Below are 23,232 nucleotides of genomic sequence, written 5' to 3'. Positions count from 1 at the left end.
TCCTTCAAATAATGGAGTTGTCGCTAACCGTTAAAATCTATGGCTTCACATAACGAATTTGGGAGATGGGGCGAAACACAGGCCGCCGAGTATCTTGAAAAGAAAGGGTATACGATTATCGAACGCGACTGGAAATCTGGACGCAGAGACATTGATATTATTGCGCTTGACAAGGACATTGTTGTATTCGTCGAGGTGAAGACCCGTCGAAACAACACTTTCGGCGAACCTGAGGAGGCCGTCGACTATTGGAAACAGCAAAACTTAAAACAGGCCATCAACCACTATGTAAAATCGAAAAACATCCACATGGATTTACGATTTGACATCATCTCCGTCGTTGGAGCATTGGAAAATGAACTAGAGATCAAGCATATCAAGGATGTTGCGCTCATATAGATAAACCTATAAAGACTCCAATAGAATCTCTATTAAACGGGGCACAGCATAATCACTAAACTGCGTCTCAGGAATCCATATATAATCACTAGGAAGTTCTGGTCTTACGTCCGTCTCAAGCAAATAGAAGTCTGCATAGAGGACACGGTGGGTAAGCACATGTTTGACATCCCGACGGAGTGAAACGAGAGTCCCATTTATTCCTCTCAGGGTATTGAGGATCTCCGAGTCAGAGGACTTCGTCAGACCATCCTTCCCCTCCGAAAGGATGGTAGGAGAATATGGTTCCCACAATCCTTGCCAAATATCCCCCGCTCCACGTCGATGAATAGCCGTTTCACCTTGACAACGGATATAGACATAAACAAGATGACGCTCACATACCTTCAAGTTTTTCAACTTCACAGGCAAATTACCAACCTTCCCAGAGCGAAAAGCCTCACAGCTCTCCATCAACGGACAGACAGTACAGTGCGGTGACTGTGGGGTACACTGGATGGCTCCAAAGTCCATGATGGCCTGATTATAGACGGCATTTAGGTGTCGACAGTTATCTTTTTGCTTTTGACAAGGGGGTTCAGGAAGAAGACTCTGAGCAAGGGCGGAAAAGGTCTTTTTTCCTTCTGTGGTATTGATGGGGATATTGACACCAAAATAACGGGCGAGAACTCGATATACATTCCCATCGACCACAGCTGCAGGCAAATCAAAAGCTATGCTTCCGATGGCCGCGGCAGTGTAGTCACCCACTCCCTTCAGTCGTCTGAGATCTTCCAACGTATTGGGGAAATGGCCAAGGTCAATAATCTGACGAGCGGCATAGTGCAGGTTCCTTGCACGACTATAATAACCAAGCCCTTGCCACTCACGAAGCACTTCATCTTCTGTTGCTGCAGCCAGTGCCTCCACGGTTGGCCAACGGCATATGAACCGTTCCCAATACTCCCAGCCCTGCTTTACCTGTGTCTGCTGGAGGATAATCTCCGAAAGCCATATAGCATAAGGATCACGAGTCTGCCGCCAAGGCAAGTCACGACCGTTCTCACGAAACCATTGCAGAAGCGTTAATGCAAAATCCATACCGTCAGATTCAGCAACAGACTATAAGACCATAGGACAATCTGGCCCCGCAGTCCATTACATTTTATTAAAACTTTCCCTGGTCACCCAAATAGCTATCCTTGAAACCAAGGAAATAGAGCACTCCATCAAGACCTATCGTGTTGATGCTCTGCTTTGCGTTAGCAACCACACGCGGTTTTGCATGGAAAGCGATACCCAGGCCGGCCTCAGAGATCATCGGAAGGTCATTGGCGCCATCGCCCACAGCAATCGTCTGAGCCAAATTTACTTTCTCCACCTGAGCAATGAGTTTCAGTAACTCAGCCTTACGATGACCGTCTACGATCTCTCCTACATAACGTCCCGTAAGTTTGCCGTCCTCACCTATCTCAAGTTCGTTGGCATACACATAGTCAATTCCATAACGACGCTGTAGATACTCACCGAAATATGTGAATCCACCCGAGAGAATTGCAATCTTATAACCACAACGTTTCAAAATAGTCATCAGACGGTCTACCCCCTCAGTAATGGGCAGGTTCTCTGCGATCTCTTGCATCACACTCACATCAAGTCCCTTTAACAGAGCAACTCTACGTGTAAAACTTTCCTTGAAATCTATTTCACCACGCATAGCACTTTCCGTGATGGCCCGCACCTCAGCCCCCACACCATTTCGCTCTGCCAATTCGTCGATACATTCCGTCTGGATGAGTGTCGAATCCATATCAAAACAGATCAGTCGACGCATACGACGGAACATGTCGTCTTTTTGGAAAGAGAAATCTATCTCCATCTCCGACGAAAGTTTCATCAGCTTCGATTGCATCTCCTTCCTGTCACGAGGCTCACCGCGCAACGAAAACTCAATACAGGCACGGACATGCTTAGCAGAGTTTTTTATACTCTTGCGTCCTGTGAGTCGCAGAATAGAGTCGATATTCAATCCTTGATCAGCGATAACACGGGTCGCAGCCTCTATCTGTCGAGCCTCCAACTGTCGTCCCATCACCATAAGGATATAACGGTTTTTACCTTGATGACCTACCCAGTCCTCATACTCGTCATCACTAATCGGGGAAAAACCGATGTTCACACCCAGTTCCGTTGCTTTGAACAACAGTTCTTTCATCACCTGTCCACTATGCGTCTCTTCTATACGGATTAGAATTCCCAATGACAACGTTGAATGGATGTCTGCCTGTCCGATATCAAGGATCTGCGCATCGTACTTCGCCAATATACCCATGACCGAGGCTGTCAGTCCCGGACGATCCTGCCCGGTAATTCTCACAAGAATCTGCTCCTGCATTCTTATTTCAGTGTTCTCCTGTGCGCCATGAGCGGCAAGTAAGGAGTCGTTTTTCTGTTTATTTTCTGTCTTCATATTTTTCAATGGTTCTATTTTCGGGAACTATATCCCTATTCGCGGCACAAAGCCTCACATACTTTATCCTGATAAACCCTACCTTCTGTATGCTTCATCGCACCTTGATTAATGATACAGAAAGCCAACTGATGACCATTAGCTGCCGTGCAGTAGCCTGCCAACGATGAGACGCCAGTTACTGTACCTGTCTTCGCCTGTACCCTTCCCTTCGCACAACTGTCACCCATCCGTTTCTTCAAAGTGCCATCAACAGCTGCCACGGGCAATGAGGGACGAAGATATGAAATAATATCACGGTGTAGATAGGCGTAACGTAGCATACTCACCATCAACTCAGGAGTAACATAATTATAAAGTGACAATCCACTGCCATCGGCAACCCGATAGGCGACACCAGAAATGCCCGACTTGGCGACTGTACGTTTGATGATTTGACGGGCATGAGTTGCCTTTGCCGGACGGGCACCCGAAGAGGCCGCAATCTGAAAGAATACTGATTCGGCATAAAGGTTATCACTCTCCTTCATCATCGGCACAAGTATATCCTTCAATCGGTGAGAACGAGAGCACACAAGTAGCACATCCTTGGGAAGGATGCCTGACGTACAGGGAGCATCCACGGTCAGTCCCTTGTCACGCAACAGACTCACAAAACGACTTGCGAATTCATCCTTTCGGGATACCAGCAAGGGTGTCAACTGAGGGTTGTCATCGTCCCAACACCAACCTTCCCCGAGCAAAAACTCCTCTTTGAACGAAGTGTCGGTGACAATACGGCCTCGGATTGAGTCTACTCCCATCCGACAAACAGCCTCAGCAAAGATTTCCATATCTACCTCGTCAAACATCGGATCCATACCACCCACCAAGAAGACATCTCCCTCCAATGTACGACCATTCACCACACCCCGATAATATAGAGATGTGCGCAACGGGTAGTCGGCTCCCAGACAGTCCAATGCCGTGATAGCCGTCAACAACTTCATCGTCGAGGCTGGACGCAGCGTCTGCTTCTCGCCATAGCGGTAGAGTACTGAATCTGCACTCAAGTCATAAATCATCAATCCTAATTGCGTTCGTTCCAAGAAACGGTCGTTCGTTAAAGAATCCAACCTTGCCTGTATGTTCTCCGGCCAGGGAAGCGCCACCTGTACCGTATCTGTCGCTTGCGGCATAACAACAGAACTCTCTGTCTGCGCATGCAGACAGAGAGACTGGCATACCACAAAGACCAGTAAGATATGTTTTCTCATCTATTTTCCTTCCTCAATTCCGTCGATATTTAGATACAAGACGGTGAATAGCCTTATCAAGCGACTCCGACGGCTCAATGATATTATAATTGCTCCAATACTCTGGATCCATAAAATACTCTACCTTGTCGTAATAGGCATCCCGCGAGTCGAACGAACTGCGATTAGCTATAGGCTGCACCCCATCCGAAGTAATATCAGTGACAGCCATCTCACAAGTTGCCGTAAACGACGTAGAGAATAGGCGTTTCTTCCAATCGCAGTTGAAGCGGAAGATATTCCGCAGATAGCTGAGACGTGTTACTCCGTCCTCATAACGGTAATCCACGACACACGACAACTCACGAGGTCTGAACTTCACGCCGAAAGGTTTCTTCACTAACATCGTGCGCGTCGCCTTGTCCTTATCTCGCATGTCCAGATCCAACTCGATACGTGTGAAAGCAAGTCGCTCACGGTCTATATAGAGTTTGGCGTGATATAGGGCATACGGCATCAGCATCTTAGGCTCCATCAGTACCACATACTGCTCGCGGTCATTGATATACTCGGGATCCCCCATTCTAAACTGATAGGCATCAAGTTCCTCCTTATTAAACAGGATCTCGCGGTTCTTTACAATATCAAGCAAGACGGCCTGCACCGGACCACCCATCACCTTCACACCGAGCGTGTCACTTTCCTTCTGACTAATCAAGCGACGTCCCTTAACGATTGATACACGATCACGTCCCACCTGACGGGTATACGATGTCTTATACATATCCTCCACACCCTCGGCCACATAGATATAATGGCGACGTTTCATCGCTGTCTCCCTGTAGAAACCTTTCAGCAGCTCCGGGTTTCTGCTGTAGTTGTCCGGAATCTTACTGATGGCAACATCCACCAACTCACGCGGATTCTCGTTTGTGATAACCACCTCACGCAATTGGATTACCGTCGGTGCCAAACGGACGGTCAGATTCTCCGTCTGCCCTTCCACTACATTCACCCGACGTGTTTTATAACCCAGATGCGACACCGTGATTGACTGAGGTATCTGGGGAAGTTTAAGAGAGAAGACTCCATCTTCGTTCGTGACAACCGACAGTCTGCCTGCCGACACACTCACCTGTTTTAGTCCTTTACCTGTCTTGTCATCCAAGACAACACCTCCTATGACAACCTGCTGAGCCAGTGTTGCCAAAGGTATACACATTAGAATAATCAGCCACAGTCTTTTCATTTTATCTTCGTCTTGGTTTTGTGGCAAAGATACGAAAAAATATGAATTAAGAGTTAATATTTAAGAAAAAATATGTATAGAATACCATTTTTCTCAACTCTTAACTCTTATTTATTAACAATAATAGCTACCTTTGCAATAAATTATCAAAACACCTCCGTATTATGGTATACAAATACGATTTCTTGGTTATCGGTGCCGGCATAGCCGGCATGAGCTATGCATTGAAGGTTGCACAAGCTAACAAAGGGCGCGTATGTATGATCTGCAAGACCTCACTTGACGAGGCCAACACTTCGTTCGCACAAGGCGGCGTAGCGTCAGTGACAAACCTGGAACTCGATAATTTCGACAAGCATATTGAGGACACGATGGTTGCAGGCGACTATATCTCTGATCGGGCAGCCGTAGAGCAGGTAGTACGCAAAGCACCGGAACAGATACGTGAACTAGTAAACTGGGGCGTAAACTTCGACAAGAAGGAAGACGGATCGTTTGACCTTCATCGCGAAGGCGGACACTCAGAGTTTCGCATCTTACACCACGCAGACGATACTGGGGCGGAGATTCAGCGCGGATTAATAGAGGCTGTCAAGAACAATCCAAACATTGACATCAAGGAAAACCACTTCGCTGTAGAGATTATCACCCAACACCACCTTGGTGCCAAGGTGACGCGCCGTTCACCCTACATCCATTGCTATGGCGCATATGTACTCTCACCAGAAAATCCAGAATTACCAGAGGGACCGAACAACCCCTCGCACGTTGACACATACTTAGCTAAAGTTACAGTGATGTGTACCGGTGGCTGCGGAGCGGTGTATCTGACCACCTCGAATCCTGTCATTGCCACAGGCGACGGTATTGCGATGGTGTACCGAGCCAAGGGAACCGTGGCCGACATGGAATTCGTTCAGTTTCACCCGACAGTGCTCCATAACCCCAAGGAGACGCACCCCGCCTACCTCATTACAGAGGCTATGCGCGGTTACGGCGGTATCCTAAAGCTACCCAATGGACAGACGTTCATGGAAAAATACGACGACAGACTCTCTTTGGCGCCACGTGACATCGTGGCTCGCGCCATCGATAAGGAGATGAAGAAACACGGTCTCGATCATGTATGCCTTGATGTCACCCATAAGGATCCCGCTGAAACGAAAAAACACTTTCCCAATATCTACCAGAAATGTCTCTCCATCGGTATCGACATCACCACCGATTACATTCCAGTGCGGCCGGCAGCTCACTATATGTGTGGCGGTATTAAAGTCGACCTCAACGGACAGACCAGCATTGAACGACTTTATGCCCTTGGTGAATGTTCCTGCACAGGACTGCACGGCGGCAACCGTCTTGCCTCCAACTCACTCATTGAGGCTGTTGTCTATGCCGACACAGCAGCCAAGGACTCGCTAGAACATATCAACCTATACGACTTCAATGATCAGGTACCGGAATGGAATGATGAGGGTACGATGACCAATGAGGAAAAGGTTCTCATCACTCAAAGTGTTAAGGAGGTCAATCAGATTATGTCAAACTATGTAGGTATCGTGCGCAGCGACCTGCGTCTGCATCGTGCGTGGGATCGTCTCGATATGCTCTACGAGGAGACAGAACGACTTTTCAAACGCGTTAAGGCCTCGAAGGATATCTGTGAACTACGTAACATGATTAATGTGGGATACCTTATCACCCGTTGGGCCCTAGAGCGAAAAGAGTGCCGTGGCCTTCACTACACCACCGATTATCCTGTACACGCTTACGACAAATAACAGGAGAGTCTTTCGCATCAACTAATAAGATCTATAAACGGATTACGTCATCGCAGAGAGAGGTGACGGCTGGGCGGTGTGTAATAAAAAGCATTGTACTCCTTGGATATGCCTCAAAGAGACGATGATAGAGTTCTTTTTCGGTAGGTTCGTCAAGCGAGCTGCTGACTTCATCAAGCAAAAGGATCGTACCGGGACGCAGCAGGCCACGCGCTATCGCGATACGTTGTGCTTGTCCTTCACTTAATCCACAACCATGTTCACCCAATTCTGTATCCAGTCCCTCTGGCAAGTCGAACACGAAATCCGCACACGCTGTATGTAACACATCCTTTAACGCCTCATCTGTAACATCAGGCTTTGCCAATTGCAGGTTATAACGTATAGTACCACTCATCAGCGTGTTACCTTGCGGCACGAAACACAAATCATCTCCCACAGTAACCACGCCCTCCGTCGGTTCGACAAGACCGAGAATCAGTCGGAATAATGTGGTCTTCCCGATACCTGTCTCACCCATGATGGCAGTCTTACTGCCTTGTTTGAATTCATATGTGAAGTTCTCCAATATCATCTTATCGCCATTCGCATAGCGGAAAGCAACATTATCGAAACGGATGCCTTTCCCTAATTGATGGTCATTCCTCTCGACACACTTATTGTCATGTACTGCATCCGATGTCATATTACCAAGCTCATCCAGACGATCAATGCTTGCCGTAGCATGAATCACACCAGGCACAAGATTAAGCAACTGGAGTATCGGGTGTTGAATCATACCAACAAGCTGCAGAAAGGAGGTCATAACACCAAAAGTGATAGTGCCATTACGCAATCCTATGCCACCCCATACAAATGCTAAGAGATAACCCAATCCGAAGACACAGCCCATGATGAGACGGGCAACAACAGTAAAGCGTGTGCGTCGGATCACATTGCCATGAAGTCGCTGCTGCATAGAGTCGAGACGACTAGTGACCCACTGTTCACTGCCCAAAGAGCGCAACACGGCATTATATTCCATACCCTCCTGCACCTGCATCTGTATACGACTCTCGTCATTCCTGATGTCAAGGGTCATCTGCCGTAACCGACGGGCGATAAGTTTGCCGAACACGATGGCGACTGGTGTAAGCAACAGTAATGCCCATGCCAGTCGGGCATCAAACCAGTGCATTAACAAGAACGCGCCACAGAGTTGTATCGCGGTTATCGCCATCTGGGGCAGAGTGTCGGTACACACCGTACTCACTTGTTCAATATCCTTCGCTAATCGCGACGTAACGTCGCCCGAGTGCAGCTCCTCACCTTCGAAAAGTTGCCGACGGAACAGACTACTAAAGAAATATAGTCTGAGTTTATTCATCTGTCTGACATTGGCAACCGTAGTAAGCCAAAAACCAACTTGTCGCAGTACCACACCTCCCACGACTGTGACCACGAGCCACATCACCATCCGCAGCACATCATCAACACTTCCTATGCGGATAGTTACATCAATGAAGCGTTTGCTAAGCCACACCATCAGCAGGCCAAGCAACACTTGTCCAATACCTGCAACGATGCGCACCACCATTCTCCAACGGATGCCACGTGTGTTATGCCACAGCCACAATACGTATCTCACCTCTCAAGAATCTCTATCAGACCGGCATCCTGCCACTTTTGCAGCATCTCAGCCACATCCTTTCGGGCTTCGTCGACTGGAACATCATATTCCCCACAGAGTTCTTCTGTGAGTGACTCAATGTTAAAGGAGACCATCTGCTGAGCCCGTTTCCACAACCAAGCTGCCGTATCGTTAAGTACTAACAACTTCCCGAAGTTAACTGCATCGAGTCCCTCCCCCATAATTACCTGTTCGCCGCACACATCGCGCAGCACAAATCCTTTTTTGATTTTCATTTTTATGTTTTTTCCGCCCTTTGTAAAAGCACAATAGCAATATCTATTTCTTTATTCTTCTATAGATGGCAAGCAAATATCGACGTACAGGTCGCAGCCAGAACCATAGTCGAGCGATTTCTTTTCGCCAAGGTGTGTATAATTTATGTGTCTGTCCATCCGCATCCACAACATGCGTGGCCAACGCCTTAATATCATCCAATGCACAATGCTCTACACCAACAAGGTTACCATCGCCCATTAGAGTCACATTTTCACCATCCACACGGATGATACGATGCACCACATAGCGTATACCGTTGACCCATGCAAGCACCACGTCACCGACCTTAGGTCGGACTGCCTTCTGCAGAATAACACTCTCGCGGCCACCAATGATGAATGGTAGCATACTGCGACCATTGACGGGTAGTGTGACACACAAGCCCTCATCAACCAATCGGATTGCCTCCTCGATGATGTCCTTATCGCTCATCATACTTTATCATTATGATTATGCGTCAATGCAGCATAACAAACACGTACCGCCTCTTCATCTGGCAGACATTCCAGATAATATGCAGGTATCTGCCGTGCCAATATATTTTCCGATTGATGCAATCCATCAGCAATACGCGCGTCCCATCGTTTACCACTGATGCTGGGTACCAGCGCCGCATAAGTTTCAATACCTGTCAGACGACGTATCTTATTATAAGGTGCCTGACAGAGAAGAACAATACCACCCAAGGGATAAACGACGTTCCGATAACAGGGTGTCTTACCACTCCAGGGCGAACCATATACAACAACCTGATTGTCGTCTCCGATACACACCACCGGATTGTCATCGTTTATCAGTTCTGTCGCATCGACATACTGTTGCCAAAGACTCGAATGAGTACTTTTACCAGTTCCGCTCTTGCCTAGGAACATATAACCATATCCCTTATAGCTGACCACAGATGCATGAAACAGCAGTGTATTCTTATCGGCCGTTGCCAGCGCAAACAGTACCATCAGAGCATTGTCGATAGCCATTTTTACATGACGGTCCGTCACGACAAGTTGCCCGTCACGATAGTCGCCTGTACAGATAAGCCATCCTGCCGTTATGTTCTGCCAACGAAATTCAAACACAGGCCTACCGTCTATCGTACATCCGCAAATGATGGTCTGTTCCTCATCGTCTTGTCGTAGTTCCTCGGTGTAATCGGGTGCCTTTCCATTCTCAATGACTAAGGTAAACGTCGTCGCGTCACCGTCACTTTTAAATGGTTCATAATTTTTCATCATCGCAAAGACATCCTTCTCTGCGCTCACGCTATATAGGTGACCTGCTACCTTATAATATACTGTTTCTCTCATTTCGGAATCACACTTAACAAAAACCCTATGCCAACCCGAGCAATAGACGCCGTAATTGGAACATACGTTTCAAAATCATATCTGTAGATGGTATCATTAAAGCTACAGCGGCAAAGGTACGAACTTTTTTCGAGAATTCAAAAAAGAAAACACGAAAAAGCATCCTATCGTGTGAGCGAGAATTTTAACGACAGTCCGAAGTCACGCGTCGTCGTAGGATAACTGTTGCTTGAGAGTAAAGGAGTGTTTGTCTGCTGATCGTAATAAGCCGTCAGGGTGAGTAAACGAGAGAGCGTATAGTCAGCCATAAAAGACAACTTGAAAGCTGTGTTTCCGCTCGAGGCCGATGACACACCGGATGCAATATCACGGGTGATAGATGCTTGCCGGCGGTATGAAAGGTCTAAACGCAGATTCAGGTCATGGTTCACACCGGATTTGCCGGATGATCCAGAATATCCGACCTTCCCCGATTTACCAGATGCCGACTGTGCCCGCTTGACTTTACGGTTACCTGCAGCACCATAAAGATTAAAATCCTGAATCTTATAGCCCATCCCAACAACCCAGTCACGACTGAGTGCCTCATTGAGTTGAATACTTGTCATCGAGAGACTAAGTACACGACTCGTACGATACTCCAACTTCGCCGTGAGATTATTTTGAAACGTAGCATCGACACCGAGCAATGGTGAAAATGCTTCGTTTATGCTGACGGTAGAAACGTTGTACATCGACGACGGCTGTTGCATGCCCGTCACTTGATCTGTGATAAAACCTAATCCGTCCATATACTCCTGCCACGAACTGTATGACGCATAACTGCCTACACTATAAACACTCTTATATGCATGACTGAGAGTGAGGCTCTTCAGATAGTCGCGCACCCACGGAAGTTTTGAGAGTCCCGAGTAATGCATGGTCCAGTTCGGCAACAGACGCATCAGCGAAGGAAAGACAGCAAGCGACTTCCCGGCCCCCATCGTATAGGCGGAAAGGAAGGCCGGCACCATCACATCAGCGCTATAAGGATTGACATCAGCAAACGTGTGCGGTGCACCGTCGTACAGTTGCTGCACACGTTGTTGAAAATCGTCAACAAGCGTGCGGAAACGGTCGAAAGTTGCCGATCGATAACCGCTGTTTGCGTTACCTATACCGGCTAACGCCCCCTTGAACGATATCGTTGTCATATTGAACGTTCCGCTATAGGTTGTCGGTGTCCCTGCATACATATATTGGATGCTTCTCGCCCTATTGTCGGTACGTGAGGCATGAAGGTCAATCCGCAAGTCTCGGAGCGGTTCTAGAACTGCTCTCAGTTGCAAGTCACTGGAGCTGTTAACGGTTGCCGGTGTTGCCACGCTGTCGTTCATCAGCAACCAATCGTTCCTCATCGCCTTATCGAGATAGCCATCGCCCATCACACCGAAGGCAAAATCGAGACCAGGCGACATCACATTATCGGCCCTTTGACCGAACATATCACCTACATTGGGCAGAAAGCCCGGTAATAGCATTGCATACTGATGACGGTAGTTAACACTGACAGAACGAACCATCATCAATACACGGGCCGCGCTTTGGGCAGACTTATACCACCACTTGTTCTCCGATGTAGGCTTTGCAGAAATCGTAATCTTCAAAGATATGGTGTCAAGACTTTTTATCACAATCCTATTAGGATCAATGGTCTTATATCGGAGATTATAGAGACGACCGTCCTTCGTCCGAGCCGTCACTACAATCCGTCTAGAGTTTCTGTTATGAGCCACAGTGAGCGTTGTATCGGAGCGAAGAGTGATTTCACGCTGATAAGTGTTCCGAGAGTCTTCGAGAGAGGCCAGCTCGGCATGATCACCATAGTCACCGTCGTTTTCTGTTTTTTTATTTCTTCTGGATAACTTAGGCTTTTCTGGACTTCTGGGATTCCTGACACCGGTCTTCCTGAATCGCTCATTGACCCTTTTCAGGAATGGTATATGCTTATAGAGCGTCTCCATGTTAAAAGAACCATTGATGTTTAGGTTACGGTTACTGGAGATGGTATTACCCAAACTCGTACCGTCATCCAGTTCCGTACCTCTCACCCATGAATAACGCGCATGATAGGAAGCGTCGGCATTCACCCAATCAAAGAGCGGCAATTTGTTCAGTGGCAATTGATAGCTTGCACTGACTTGCTGCTGATAGTCGAGTGGCGTACCCCAGTTGCGGATGCTCCGTCGTACAGAGTCTTTCCATGCAGTATAGTGGTCTGGATAGAGGTCTTTGTTGACGGGTGTATACGGTTCCTCTATCTGCGCACGAGTAGCCGACTGGAAATTGAAATGCAGGTTCTTCGTAAAATCCCAACGTAAGGAGAAGTCACGGTTCCACAGGAACTGCTCGGAGAACGTCAATGGAAGACGCTGCCGATCCAGACTCTCCATATCACGCTCCTGCAATTCGTAATAGTTCCTGGTAATCTCGGAGTTGAAGGCAATACTCTGCGGCAGATAGTTGATGCCAAATGCCTTTGGAAAGTTCAGCCACTTTGATTTTCCTTTCAGGTGTTTGAAAGGTTCCCAAGTTTTATATACAGGAGAGTAATTGTAGTTTAGTGCGCTACGCCACTGGTCCTCTTTCTCGTAGACGGTCGTCTCGCCCGACGTATAACGGTGAGAATGACTGTAACTAAACGAGAAATTGGCTGGATCATAGGGCATCGGATGACGTTTCGTTCGTAGTCCCCAGCGAAGATTCGAAAGTGCAAAGTTACTGTTTGTAGTCTTTGTGACAGCAATGTTCTCAATACTGTCTCGCTCACGACGATCAGCTGCTGCATCAAGGGCGTCGCTGAGGCGCATATCGGAATCTAAAGGATTGTAACGCGGTCTTACCTCTTCCTTTGTCACGGAGTAATAAAGCGGTGCACTGACCTTCGCCTTCTCAGGGAAGAACTTACCTAGTTCCAATGATGTTGTCACACTGTATTCTTTCTGCGTATCGGTAGACCGTTGTGTCACCCCCTCCTCCAGTCCTCCGAAGCCGTCGCCGATATAACGGCCCATCATATTCACAGTACCGAAGTCAGAGAGTTGCACATTCATCGTTCCTGAGGCCGCCCATCCACCATCGTTGTTCGTTTCGGATAGGCGAAGTTCGTTAACCCATACCTCTCCTGACTTCACATCACCGGAAATATTTCGCACACCGATCATCATCACCTTCACCTCACCAAGCGACGGGTTACCAAGCACACTAACCTTATTACCGGGACGATCGGGGTCATAGATAGAAAAGGGATGACTATAGGAGGCTGTACCTTGCGATCTCGACAGATTACGCTGTTTTTTCAGTTGAGTAAAGAGATGAAGACTGATATCGAGCATATTCGTTTCGGGCCATACTTGTCGACGGTCGGCAGTAGAATATTTGCTATAGTCGCTACGGTCAGGTGTGAGTTGCAATGGAATCAGATACTCATAGTAGTTGTTCCTGTAGTCACTACCAAGGCGGATGAACACAGCCAATTGATTGTCTTGCAGATTCGTGGCATCAGGCATGAGGTGATTGGCATGAACGAACATCTGCATGCGTTTATAGTGACGCAGGTCCAAACTGGTGTTCCGATAGACTGCCTTCGACTCGCCCTGTCGCAGTTCCTTGACCACGATATCGAGTGCTTGTTCGTTGTTCTCCACAAGTTGAGGCTGTGAGGGGTCTGTCACACGACTGATACCTGGCGGCAACACATAATTCACCGGTGTCTTGTCGTTGTTCTCTTCGATATTCACGACACTGACCTCCATGACACCTCCCTCTGCTGCCGAGGTGCCAAGACTCTGCTTATATACACGCCATTCACCGCGCACAAGATCCAACGAACCAAAACGAAGAACGATAGGTTTCTGAAAACCGGTCATAAACATTCGCATGAAACGGATGCTAGTGAAACCATTAATCGACCCCACCTTACGCTCATATGCCGTCAAAGGAATACGGAACTGATACCAGTTAACACTCGTCGTATCGCCATTGCGTAACTTCACACTACTAGTACGCATGTCTGTGATAAAACAGTCGGCAGACGCCACACCGTGACGGTAAGCATCAAGAATTTCCGGACTGATACGTACCTTGTACTGATAATAACGTTCGTACTCATTGAGTGTATAGTCTTGATTTATATCCTCTACGTCCGGCCCCGTCTTATAACTGGTGTCGTACGACTCTGTTTGCTCATCAGTATCGGGAGAATTGCCTTGTGGGTTGTTGATTCGTTTGTAACGGTCGAGAATGGTCTTCCGTTCCTTGTCAAAGTCGGAGCCCCGGAAATAATGATAGTCATCGCCAGCAGGGTCGTTGCGCCACGCCTCACGGATACTGTCGTTAGTGATTATCCCACTCACGGCATCTATCCACTCTTTGTAAGCTCCATACGAGCGTTCCTCGTCATTATTTAGTCCATTGAAACCCACATCCTGTAATCGTCGCGAGCCGGTTGTCGTAGCGAAGGCATAGGTCTGCGTTGCCTGAACAGGCACCTTTCCCCATTGGGTGGTGTTGTACGAATTACTTCCGTCGACGGGCATGCCACTCTCATAGAACTTCTTACCGTCGCGGAGCACGTCCTCACTCACCTCACCGAGATTGAAGTAGAGATCGCCACTGTAATCGGATTCATTGCCCTGCTGCCGGGTGTAGATAAAGGGGTCGAGCATCCAAAACTCGATATACTCGATATTTGCCTGTTCGAAGTCGTTAGTGTCGAGTCTGCGCATCATACCACCCCATTTCGTCTCGGGCTGTCGCATAGAACCGTCACTGTTCAGATCGCGTGTCAGGTTATAGGGACCGCGTTCCTGTGGATAATAGGCGAGATTCAGCACGGGTAGCGTTGATGTTGCCCCATTATAAGTGCTCTGATCACGGTTAGGATAAAGTTCCTTCACATATACCTCACGCACATAATGATTGGATAGCTGCTCAAGATCACTCTTGATATGTCCTGGCGTAAGCGTCGATGAACGACGGGTAAATATCGGATCAACGTTATACCAAGCTAACAGTGCACGGTTCATACCACTAGTTACTCCCGTCTTGTCAACACTTTCCGGAAACATCGTCGGGACACTAGAGAGTGTCCATTGTTTCGGACTACTCACGTCGATATAGTTCTTCGTATTCTCGAAATCGTCGATATACGAGGCATTATCCTGTGTGCCACCTGCCGTTCCTGTGACGAGTTGTGCGAACTCGCCGGTGAAAGAGATATGCGATGGTTCCTTAACATGTAAGAACGGTATCTTATTGAGAACAGAAGTAAGCCACTGCGACTCCTGCTTCCAGTTGACACTCAATCCCCAGAGTGTGTTTTTCAGCGGTTCCTCACCCATCGCTACTTTCGAGATGAGTGCTTGTTCGGAGAGATGCATCAGTGTACCTCCAATCTGGAAGTTCCTAGAGAAATCGTATTCCCAATTCACACCCATCATCGTCTTCCGCTGCATGCCGTAATCAGTATTCGACTCCAGCGACACATTGACGTTTGTTCCTGCATCGATGATACTCTGGTTCAGGATCGTCACCTCACCAGCTGAATAGTCAACTGAATAGTCAGACCCCTCCTGCAAAACGATACCACCTGCAGTGACCACGACGGAGCCCTGCGGCACATTATAAGCCCCAAGAGAAATTACATTGGCGGAAGTTCCCTTATACTGTCCGGAGAGGATATACTTGTCTTTCTCTGCATTCTGTCGCGCTACCGTCTTCGTTGAGTCGTACAACTGGGAGAACACGTATTTCTCCGCATCTGCCGACGACAGTCCTTCACGGAGAAGTCGCTGACGCAGATAATCACCGAAGGGCTCTGCAGCAGGCAGGAAAACACGACCGTCGGACACGGTATAACCCTCAACGAAATCAAAATATCCATTGGCATGCGTCTTGTTGTTATTGTCCAATCGATCACAACCGAGGAGTCGCAACAAAGGAGTTCTCTTCACCTGCTGTTCTGGGATGTAGGTCAGATAGACGCCTGCCGTATCACTCTGATACTTGATATCAAGACGGAACCTGCTTTTTTCGACCGTTGAAGCGAGATAATACACGTTCCTCATCATCAGACGCCAGTTTCCCTGAGAGGGCGTAGCCGATGTATTCTTCAACGACTTCACAAACAACGCCTTTGAAGTCTCCGCAACATCACCAGCAAACTCACCCACTTGATAGGTAACCCCACCTGCCGTGAACTCATAGGCCACCGCCAGTACCTGATCTGTCTGCAAACCACCCTTCAACGACACGTAACCCAACGATTTGTTCACGGTATACTCCGAGGCAGTCAACAGACGGGCACTCGACAGTTTCTCATAGTCCACACCATTCTCAAAACCGGGGATAGCTGCCAACACGCTGTTTGTTTGATCTATATCACGGGCATCGGCATAGCTATTCACCAGTGTTGCATACTCTGTGTTTCCTGCATTACCTGGCACCGTCTGCCCGGACAGATTCCAATAGGGATTACTTACCTGTGTATTCTCTCCTAAGTCTGTCAACGCCACGATATGACGGGTATTAGCCGTCGTGCCCGTCTTGTTTGTCACCCAGATCTCCACACGGTTGATCTCAATGCCCGTCATCAGGTTCGGCAGGGTCGACATCGCCTGATCGTAATGTTCCCGGAAATAATGTGAGAGGAAGAAATGGCGGTTCTCTTCGTAGTCGGACGCATCCAGTTCAAAAGCCGTTGTCTGCGTACCACCTCTCGACGATACACTTTTCGTCGACGATTTCTTTTGCGAAAGTACCGTCTGTAACTTCAGTCTACCAAACTGCAAATCGGTACGCACGCCAAAAAGACTGCTCGCTCCCTTCACCAACGAGTTGTTCGACGGGAAAGTGACATTACCAGCCTCCACTAACTTGATGATTTCATCCTCCTTACCCTCATATTTCAGTTTCAGATTCTGAGTGTCGAAGTCGAATGTCGCATCAGTGTTATAGTTCAAGTTCATGTTCACCTTGTCTCCCACCATACCATTCACACTCAGATTGATCTTCTCATCGAAATCAAAGCTTGTTGTCTTACGGTTACGGATAGGTAGCGATGGATTATCGATATTCTTCATCGTCGCACCGAACTTCAGTTCTGCCGTTCCCTGTGTCTTGATGCGTACACCACCTGGACCGAAAATCTTCTCTGCCGGACCAAGGTCGAAATGCATGTCAGAAAACAAGAACTTATCCTTCCCGCCATTCGCCACGTTTTCCGTGTTTTTCTTTCGGAAAAACTGACGGAGTGCCCTCTGTTCTACCCACTTCTGATATTCTGCCGGCGTCATCAGTATAGGAGCCGTCAGATAAGAGTCACCCAACTTTGAACCGATATAATAGACATTAGCCGAGTCATCATACTCGACCGTTTGATGGATATTGTCAGGCCATTTTAAATCGAGGGCCGACGAGTCGAGATCGTGCACCAACATGGGGGCCGTGCGTTGGATGCGCCAACGCGCACGCAAAGAATCTTTTTGCGCATGCACACATACGCACGCGAGCACCAATCCCATGACAATTCCTATAATCCGTCTCATTAATAATGTTTGCAGCGGACAACAGGACTTCAAAAGGCCCCTATATAGCCCTCAAGTCCTGCCGTCAGTTTCAGAATGATTCCCCGAACTTACTTGATCATCTTCAATGCCTGCTTCACAACCTGTTCCACAGGAGCATTGGGCTGTTCCTGCATGATGGCGACAACCACCTTCTGACTCGGTGCTGGGGCAAAACCCAACATCGTCAGTGCACTCACTGCCTCGTCCTTCACCTGACAGTTTACCGGTGCAGACACCTGTCCACCCACAGGAATTTCCTCTGCTATGCCCAAAGCGACAATCTTATCTCTCAGGTCGACGATGATACGCTGGGCCGTTTTCAGACCGATGCCCTTGATACCCTTAATCAATCGTTCATTATTGGTTGAGATTGCATTGCATAGTTCACTGACACTCAACGACGAGAGAATCATCCGGGCCGTGTTAGCACCCACCCCACTCACCGAAATGAGTAATAGGAACATCTCTCTTTCTTTCTTGTTCACAAAGCCATAAAGTTGATGGGCATCCTCCCTAATAGCCTCATAGACATAGAGTTTCACATCCTTCTTTCCCGTTCCGTCTGCTCGTAACCCTTGGATGGCGCTGAACGTATTCAACGAGATGTTCAGTCCATAGCCGATTCCAGCAGCCTCCACCGTCGCCAACGCGGGAGTCAGTTCTGTCAGTTCTCCTTTGATATACTCAATCATAGTTCTTACAGTTTTTCATTTTCACCATTCATAAAACGCGCAATACTTACAATTTATTGTATTTCGTGTCAGAAACCTTATCAATTATCACAAAAAGAAAGATTTTAGATATTTTCCCCGTCGTTTTGTCACGTATCTCAGTAAAAAAGTGTACTTTTGCCGCTCGATAGCAATGCCTTCGCCTTACCCGCGAAGAACAGCAGTGATGGAACAACCAACAAAAGACATAAAAAAGATTATGAAGAAAATCAGAGCAGCCGTCGTGGGTTACGGCAACATCGGACAGTATGCCCTCCAGGCACTGGAGACAGCTCCCGACTTCGAGGTAGCAGGTATCGTACGTCGTAACGGTGCGGAGAACAAGCCTGCAGAACTGGCAGACTATGAAGTAGTGAAGGACATCCGCGAACTGAAGGATGTCGATGTAGCCATCCTTGCCACCCCTACTCGCAGTTGTGAGGAGTATGCGAATCAGATTCTTCCTCTTGGCATCAACACCGTCGATTCTTTCGACATTCACACGAACATCCGCGGATACCGCGAGCGTCTGATGAAGCTCAACAAAGAGACCAACACTGTCAGTGTCATCGCTGCCGGATGGGATCCAGGCTCCGACTCTATCGTGCGCACCCTCATGCAGAGTCTTGCGCCAAAAGGACTCAGCTACACGAACTTTGGTCCTGGTATGTCCATGGGACACAGCGTCTGCGTCCGCTCGAAGAAAGGCGTGAAGAATGCGCTATCAATGACTATCCCTCTCGGTGAGGGTATCCATCGTCGTATGGTATATGTTGAACTGGAAGAAGGCGCAAAACTGGAAGATGTGTCTAAGGATATCAAAGCTGATCCCTACTTCGCTTCCGACGAGACTCATGTGTTCCAAGTTGAGAGCGTCGACGATGTACGCGACATGGGGCATGGTGTAAACCTTGTACGCAAGGGTGTCAGCGGTAAGACACAGAACCAGCGTCTGGAATTCAATATGAGCATCAACAATCCTGCCCTTACCGGTCAGGTGCTTGTCAACGTGGCCCGTGCTTCCGTACGCCTGCAGCCCGGATGCTATACCATGGTTGAGATTCCAGTCATCGACATGCTCCCCGGCGACCGTGCAGATCTTATCGAACACTTAGTATAAACAGACACAGAAATACAGAGACACAGAGGAAATAATAAAAACTCTGTCCTCTCTGTATTTCTATGTTGAATAGAATGAAATGAATATAGCAATCTTTGTATCAGGCGGCGGGACTAACTGCGAAAACCTGATTAATTATTTTGCTGACAACGAGAGCGTTCATACCGCTCTCGTTGTCAGCAATAAACATGATGCCTATGCATTAGCAAGAGCAGAGCGTCTCGGCGTTCCCACCGCCGTTGCCCCCAAGGCCGATCTCCACAACCCAGACGTGATGCTACCTTTGCTTCAGAAATACGACATCGGTTTCATCGTATTGGCAGGATGGCTACCGCTCATCCCTGATTTTCTCATCGACGCTTATCCGCATAGGATTATCAACCTACACCCCGCCCTACTGCCCAAGTATGGTGGGAAGGGCATGTGGGGACATCATGTCCACGAGGCCGTAAAGGCTGCAGGAGAAACCGAGACAGGCATGACTGTCCATTGGGTGACCCCTGTCTGCGATGCAGGAGAGATTATCGCTCAATACAAGGTTGCCCTCTCCCCCAACGACACAGTTGACGACATCGCTGAGAAAGAACACCAACTGGAGATGCAATATTTCCCCAAGGTTGTTGAAGATATATTGAAAAGTCTCTAAATATTGAAGTCCGTTACTGTTCTGTAACGGACTTCAATATTTCCGCAAGGGTTGGATGAATGTGCACCATGTCGGCAAGTTCGTCGACCGTGGTGTTCTTGCACATGAGTACCGACGCCTCCTGGACGATATCAGCAGCATGAGCACCATAAGCATGACAACCAAGGATAAGACCTCCTCTCTGCCCCTCCAAAGAAGGGGACACAAAGAGTTTAAGCATTCCCTCTGTCTCACCCATCGCAAGAGCCTTACCGTTGGCACGCCAGAACGCCTTTTGGCAGGTATATGCAACACCTTGTTCCTTAAATTGATCCTCGGTAGGCCCCACGCAGGCGGCCTCTGGTTCGGTAAAGATGGCAGCGGGCATGATATCGAAGCGGATACCGTCTTTCTTGTCTAAAATATGATTGACAGCATGGATAGCCTGCATCTCCGCGGCATGAGCAAGCATCTGTCGACCATTCACATCACCGATAGCATAGAGAGGACTTCTCTCGGCTCCTCTCAACGCTACACAGAAATTATCATCGACGGGAATGGCACCATTGGGGGCAAGAGTGATGCCAAGGGCTTCCAGATTTAGGCCCTCAGTTCGAGGCTTGCGGCCCGTAGCCATTAGGATGACATCTGCCGCTATGCGTACTTGCTGTCCCTTCTTGTCTTCAAACACCACCTCTTCATCCACAATCTGTTTCACGGCACACTGCATATGGAAAGTTATGCCACGCTTCTCCAAAGTCTTACGCAGACGCTTCGCTATATCACCATCAAGGGCAGGAAGACATTCCTTCAGATACTCAATGACGGTAACCTCAGAACCATAACGCTGAAACACTGAAGCGAACTCCATACCAATGACTCCGGCACCAATGACACAGAGACGTTTGGGGAGGATGCCGAGCCGGAGCAAACCTGTAGAGTCGACAACTCTGGGACTGTCTGCACCAACAATAGATAGCCATTTTGTTTCGGATCCTGTGGCGATAATGATGTAATCAGCAATAACCAAATCACCGTCTCCATAACGAACAGTATGAGCATCGACAAAAGAGACTTTCTCACGGACAAGAGTAATATTCGGATGCGAAAGGATACCCTCCACCCCTTGGCGGAGTTGAGACACCACCTGAACCATACGTTCACGGGCCTCATCAAACGAGGTACTATGAACAAAGGTCTTCGTGGGGATACAGCCAACATTAAGACAGGTACCCCCAACCTCTCCAACCTCGAAAATCGTCACCTTCAGTCCCCGTTTGGCCGCATACTCGGCAGCCTTGTAACCACCCGGTCCTGCGCCAATAACGATCAAATCTGTCTTTTTCATCACACATTGAACATTAGGCTTCTGACTTGAGTTGACGATAGGTCACAACAGGATGTTTAGCAGCGAGCACATCGTCAGCCCTTCCAATAGGTGTTGTATGAGGAGCAGATTTCACCTTCTCGGGACTGACTTTCGCCTCCTCTGCTATCTTGCGCATCACGGCAATGAAGCCATCGAGTGTTTCACGCGACTCGTTCTCTGTCGGCTCAATCATCAGGCTCTCATGGAAAAGCAACGGAAAATAGATTGTCGGAGCATGATAGCCGTAGTCGAGCAGACGTTTCGCCACATCCATCGTTGTCACACCTGTCGTCTTATCCTTCAGACCATCGAACACGAATTCATGACAACACACTGTATCGATGGGCAACTCGTAGACATCCTTCAGACACGCCTTGATATAGTTGGCATTCAGTGTGGCCAACGGTCCCACCTCCTTTACATGTTCACGACCTAAGGAAAGGATATAGGCATACGCACGCATCATAACGCCAAAGTTGCCATGATAAGGCGACACAAAGGGGAAGAATGACTGCAAGCCCTCACGAACACCAACCGGACCACTACCAGGTCCACCGCCACCATGAGGAGTAGAGAATGTCTTATGCAGATTAACATGCATCACGTCGAACCCCATATCACCGGGACGACATGCGCCCAACATCGGATTCAAATTTGCCCCATCGTAGTACATCAGACCACCACAGTCGTGTATAAGTCTGGCAATCTCCGGGATACGCGTCTCGAAGAGGCCAAGGGTATTAGGATTCGTCATCATCATTGCAGCAATCTCCGTGCCCTGCTCAGCAACAATACGCTGCAAATCCTCAAAGTCGACCGTTCCATCTGCCCGCGAGCTCACCTCGACGATCTCCAGTCCGCAGACCGCCGCCGAAGCAGGGTTCGTCCCATGAGCACTATCGGGCACAATGACCTTCTTCCTATCGAAATCACCTCGCGAACGGTGATAGTTATCAATCGTCATCAGTCCCGTCAGTTCACCATGTGCCCCCGCATAGGGCTTGAAAGTGAAATGAGCCATACCTGTGAGTTCACAGAGCGAGCGCTCCAGCAGACTGACGATGGCCTGTGCACCACGCGTAGTCTCCGTGGGCTGTTCAGGATGTATGTTCTGGAACTGCGGCTGTGCGGCTATCTCCTCATTGATTTTCGGGTTATACTTCATCGTACAGGAGCCGAGAGGATAGAAGCCTGTGTCTACACCAAAGTTATTGTTTGAGAGGTTCGTATAGTGACGAACCACAGTCAACTCATCACACTCAGGCAGCGCCGCTTCCTTTTGACGACAGAGTTCCTTTGGAATCGTACAGGTCCCGTAATTATTTTTAGGTAGAGAGAAGCCCTTTCGACCTGCCTTTGATAGTTCAAAGATCAAATTGCCATATAACTTATTATTCATAATCGTATCATCTGAATCCTTGGCATATGCTTGTCCC

At 48.2% G+C, this 23,232-nt stretch carries 16 protein-coding genes and 2 pseudogenes; 5 read left to right on the top strand and 13 right to left on the bottom strand.

Annotated features, from left to right (window positions below; genetic code table 11):
- Nucleotides 1–39: 39 nt before the first annotated feature.
- Entirely contained in the window at nt 40–399 is a 360-nt protein-coding gene (locus BLU99_RS08895; RefSeq protein WP_091901225.1) for a YraN family protein, read from the top strand.
- A gap of 6 nt (nt 400–405) precedes the next feature.
- Here the strand turns inward: BLU99_RS08895 and BLU99_RS12445 are convergent.
- A pseudogene (locus tag BLU99_RS12445) lies at nt 406–870 on the bottom strand (NUDIX domain-containing protein); the annotation flags it as partial.
- Between BLU99_RS12445 and BLU99_RS12440 the strand changes: the two are divergent.
- Nucleotides 851–922 (top strand): hypothetical protein, encoded by a 72-nt coding sequence (locus BLU99_RS12440; protein ID WP_369807718.1) that lies wholly within the window; start codon nt 851–853, stop codon nt 920–922. The pseudogene BLU99_RS12445 and the gene BLU99_RS12440 sit on opposite strands and share 20 nt — an antisense overlap.
- A gap of 179 nt (nt 923–1,101) precedes the next feature.
- Here BLU99_RS12440 and BLU99_RS12435 read toward each other — a convergent pair.
- From BLU99_RS12435 to BLU99_RS08875, 4 genes and pseudogenes are all read right to left on the bottom strand, one after another.
- Nucleotides 1,102–1,479: pseudogene (locus BLU99_RS12435) on the bottom strand (A/G-specific adenine glycosylase); the annotation flags it as partial.
- 67 nt (nt 1,480–1,546) lie between these two features.
- The gene (serB, locus tag BLU99_RS08885) at nt 1,547–2,773 is read right to left on the bottom strand and encodes a phosphoserine phosphatase SerB (RefSeq protein WP_091901604.1); all 1,227 of its coding nucleotides are present in this window, start codon (nt 2,771–2,773) and stop codon (nt 1,547–1,549) included.
- 110 nt (nt 2,774–2,883) lie between these two features.
- Nucleotides 2,884–4,104: a D-alanyl-D-alanine carboxypeptidase/D-alanyl-D-alanine endopeptidase gene (gene dacB / locus BLU99_RS08880; RefSeq protein ID WP_091901221.1), complete on the bottom strand. Its 1,221-nt coding sequence runs from the start codon at nt 4,102–4,104 to the stop codon at nt 2,884–2,886.
- A gap of 13 nt (nt 4,105–4,117) precedes the next feature.
- Nucleotides 4,118–5,332, bottom strand: coding sequence for a carboxypeptidase-like regulatory domain-containing protein (locus BLU99_RS08875; protein ID WP_091901220.1), 1,215 nt, complete (start codon nt 5,330–5,332; stop codon nt 4,118–4,120).
- 164 nt (nt 5,333–5,496) lie between these two features.
- On the opposite strand from BLU99_RS08875, the gene nadB reads away from it, so the two are divergent.
- The gene (gene nadB / locus BLU99_RS08870; RefSeq protein ID WP_091901218.1) at nt 5,497–7,113 is read left to right on the top strand and encodes an L-aspartate oxidase; all 1,617 of its coding nucleotides are present in this window, start codon (nt 5,497–5,499) and stop codon (nt 7,111–7,113) included.
- A 31-nt stretch (nt 7,114–7,144) separates the two neighbouring features.
- Here nadB and BLU99_RS08865 read toward each other — a convergent pair whose 3' ends face one another.
- The 6 genes from BLU99_RS08865 to ruvA form a co-directional block, all read right to left on the bottom strand.
- Nucleotides 7,145–8,740 (bottom strand): ABC transporter ATP-binding protein, encoded by a 1,596-nt coding sequence (locus BLU99_RS08865; protein ID WP_144006121.1) that lies wholly within the window; start codon nt 8,738–8,740, stop codon nt 7,145–7,147.
- Nucleotides 8,737–9,018, bottom strand: coding sequence for a PqqD family protein (locus BLU99_RS08860; RefSeq protein WP_091901214.1), 282 nt, complete (start codon nt 9,016–9,018; stop codon nt 8,737–8,739). Before BLU99_RS08860 ends, BLU99_RS08865 begins: the two co-directional genes overlap by 4 nt.
- A gap of 43 nt (nt 9,019–9,061) precedes the next feature.
- Nucleotides 9,062–9,496, bottom strand: coding sequence for a S24/S26 family peptidase (locus tag BLU99_RS08855; protein WP_255397520.1), 435 nt, complete (start codon nt 9,494–9,496; stop codon nt 9,062–9,064).
- Entirely contained in the window at nt 9,493–10,365 is an 873-nt protein-coding gene (locus tag BLU99_RS08850) for a hypothetical protein (protein WP_091901212.1), read from the bottom strand. Before BLU99_RS08850 ends, BLU99_RS08855 begins: the two co-directional genes overlap by 4 nt.
- A 164-nt stretch (nt 10,366–10,529) precedes the next feature.
- A complete protein-coding gene (gene sprA / locus BLU99_RS08845; RefSeq protein ID WP_255397543.1) occupies nt 10,530–17,927 on the bottom strand; it encodes a T9SS outer membrane translocon Sov/SprA in 7,398 nt (2,465 codons plus the stop codon).
- 113 nt (nt 17,928–18,040) lie between these two features.
- A complete protein-coding gene (ruvA, locus tag BLU99_RS08840; protein ID WP_091901208.1) occupies nt 18,041–18,664 on the bottom strand; it encodes a Holliday junction branch migration protein RuvA in 624 nt (207 codons plus the stop codon).
- Between the two features lie 238 nt (nt 18,665–18,902).
- Between ruvA and BLU99_RS08835 the strand changes: the two genes are divergently transcribed.
- A complete protein-coding gene (locus BLU99_RS08835) occupies nt 18,903–19,802 on the top strand; it encodes a diaminopimelate dehydrogenase (protein WP_091901600.1) in 900 nt (299 codons plus the stop codon).
- 79 nt (nt 19,803–19,881) lie between these two features.
- Nucleotides 19,882–20,448 (top strand): phosphoribosylglycinamide formyltransferase, encoded by a 567-nt coding sequence (locus BLU99_RS08830; protein ID WP_091901206.1) that lies wholly within the window; start codon nt 19,882–19,884, stop codon nt 20,446–20,448.
- A 13-nt stretch (nt 20,449–20,461) separates the two neighbouring features.
- On the opposite strand, the gene BLU99_RS08825 is transcribed toward BLU99_RS08830, so the two are convergent.
- Nucleotides 20,462–21,775, bottom strand: a complete 1,314-nt coding sequence (locus BLU99_RS08825) for a dihydrolipoyl dehydrogenase family protein (protein ID WP_091901204.1) — start codon at nt 21,773–21,775, stop codon at nt 20,462–20,464.
- Nucleotides 21,776–21,788: 13 nt separating this feature from the next.
- Complete coding sequence (gcvPB, locus tag BLU99_RS08820) at nt 21,789–23,195, bottom strand: aminomethyl-transferring glycine dehydrogenase subunit GcvPB (RefSeq protein WP_091901202.1); 1,407 nt, start codon at nt 23,193–23,195, stop codon at nt 21,789–21,791.
- Between the last annotated feature and the right edge of the window lie 37 nt (nt 23,196–23,232).

The sequence above is a fragment of the Prevotella sp. lc2012 genome (assembly GCF_900107065.1).
Lineage (GTDB): Bacteria > Bacteroidota > Bacteroidia > Bacteroidales > Bacteroidaceae > Prevotella.
This window is presented reverse-complemented; position numbering and strand designations above follow the sequence as displayed.

Excerpts from the sequence above, each read along its gene's own strand:
- BLU99_RS08825 (WP_091901204.1), bottom strand. The coding sequence starts at position 21,775 with ATGAAAAAGACAGATTTGATCGTTATTGGCGCAGGACCGGGTGGTTAC.
- ruvA (WP_091901208.1), bottom strand. The coding sequence starts at position 18,664 with ATGATTGAGTATATCAAAGGAGAACTGACAGAACTGACTCCCGCGTTG.
- BLU99_RS08830 (WP_091901206.1), top strand. The coding sequence starts at position 19,882 with ATGAATATAGCAATCTTTGTATCAGGCGGCGGGACTAACTGCGAAAAC.
- gcvPB (WP_091901202.1), bottom strand. The coding sequence starts at position 23,195 with ATGAATAATAAGTTATATGGCAATTTGATCTTTGAACTATCAAAGGCA.
- serB (WP_091901604.1), bottom strand. The coding sequence starts at position 2,773 with ATGCAGGAGCAGATTCTTGTGAGAATTACCGGGCAGGATCGTCCGGGA.
- dacB (WP_091901221.1), bottom strand. The coding sequence starts at position 4,104 with ATGAGAAAACATATCTTACTGGTCTTTGTGGTATGCCAGTCTCTCTGT.
- sprA (WP_255397543.1), bottom strand. The coding sequence starts at position 17,927 with ATGGGATTGGTGCTCGCGTGCGTATGTGTGCATGCGCAAAAAGATTCT.
- BLU99_RS08860 (WP_091901214.1), bottom strand. The coding sequence starts at position 9,018 with ATGAAAATCAAAAAAGGATTTGTGCTGCGCGATGTGTGCGGCGAACAG.
- nadB (WP_091901218.1), top strand. The coding sequence starts at position 5,497 with ATGGTATACAAATACGATTTCTTGGTTATCGGTGCCGGCATAGCCGGC.
- BLU99_RS08850 (WP_091901212.1), bottom strand. The coding sequence starts at position 10,365 with ATGAGAGAAACAGTATATTATAAGGTAGCAGGTCACCTATATAGCGTG.
- BLU99_RS08855 (WP_255397520.1), bottom strand. The coding sequence starts at position 9,496 with ATGATGAGCGATAAGGACATCATCGAGGAGGCAATCCGATTGGTTGAT.
- BLU99_RS08875 (WP_091901220.1), bottom strand. The coding sequence starts at position 5,332 with ATGAAAAGACTGTGGCTGATTATTCTAATGTGTATACCTTTGGCAACA.
- BLU99_RS08895 (WP_091901225.1), top strand. The coding sequence starts at position 40 with ATGGCTTCACATAACGAATTTGGGAGATGGGGCGAAACACAGGCCGCC.
- BLU99_RS08835 (WP_091901600.1), top strand. The coding sequence starts at position 18,903 with ATGAAGAAAATCAGAGCAGCCGTCGTGGGTTACGGCAACATCGGACAG.